Raw genomic sequence first — 1,018 nt, 5'->3', positions numbered from 1 at the left:
AGGTTTGTTCTCATGGGACGGGACTCCTCACTACTACTGATTGGGGGTGGTGGTGGGCTTACAGGGGGTTCCAACCGTCGGTGCCGGCGAGATAGCGCTGCGGGGTGTAGTTGGCCGCCTGGGCGTCGCTCAGCTGCGGCCGGTTGCTGTTCACCGCCGCTCCGGCCCCGGTGTTGCGGTACTCGAGGAACCGGGCGTTCTGCCAGGTGGCGTCGCCCATGTTCGTCCAGGGCTGCGAGTTGCGGACGGTGCCGCTCAGGTTGGATTCGCGGTAGAGGACCTGGGCACCCTGCCGCCACGGACGGCCGAGCGTGGTGTTGTTGCTGCCGGCGCCGGTGATGGTGGACCGGTAGAACAGGAACCCGTAGGTCTTGGCCGCGTTGGTGCTGGCGGCGGTGATGGTGCCGCCTGTCGAACGCTTCTCGTGGACCCTGGTCCGGTCGATGACGATCGTTCCGCCACCGAAGATGAAGTCGGTAGTGCCCTCGACGTACGAGTCGACCATGTAGGCGCGGGCGTTGTCGTTTACCAGGAAGGTGTCCTGGTCACCCAGGAGCCGGACGTTACGGAGCACCGCGCGGTCCGCGCCGAGGTTCAGGGCGACCGCCTGGTGCCCACTGCTTGTCGACCTCTCGTCGAAGTCGTTGGAGATGGTCAGATTCTCCGCGACGAAGTTCGCGCCATCGACGAACATGCTGGCGCTGCCCGAGGTGCCGTGGCTGTTGGCCGAGTTGTTGAAGACCAGCACGGTCTCGGCCGGACCGGCACCGAGGCCGCGCAGCGTGATGTGTGGTTTGTTCCTCGGCACCCGGACGACTTCCCGGTAGCTGCCGGCCTTGATCGTGATGGTGACCCGCTGGGTGTTGTTCACCGGCACCGCGTCGACCGCGGCCTGCACCGTGCGGTAGGTGCCGCTACCGTCCGCCGCCACCGTCGGCCTGCCGCTCGGCGGCGGTGAGGTTGGCGGGTTGGTCGGGGTGCCGGAGGTCGGATTGAACCGCCACTGCATCCGCGCCAG

At 67.1% G+C, this 1,018-nt stretch carries 1 protein-coding gene; it reads right to left on the bottom strand.

Features of this window, described 5'->3' with window-relative positions; genetic code table 11:
• Positions 1-58: 58 nt before the first annotated feature.
• Positions 59-1,018 (bottom strand): pectinesterase family protein (locus AC507J_RS32275; protein ID WP_496294344.1); only part of this gene is annotated, 960 nt, incomplete at its 5' end.

It is taken from the genome of Micromonospora sp. PRAS1 (genome assembly GCF_059553435.1).
The sequence above is the reverse complement of the archived record's forward strand: the minus strand, read 5'-3'. Positions and strand labels throughout refer to the sequence as shown.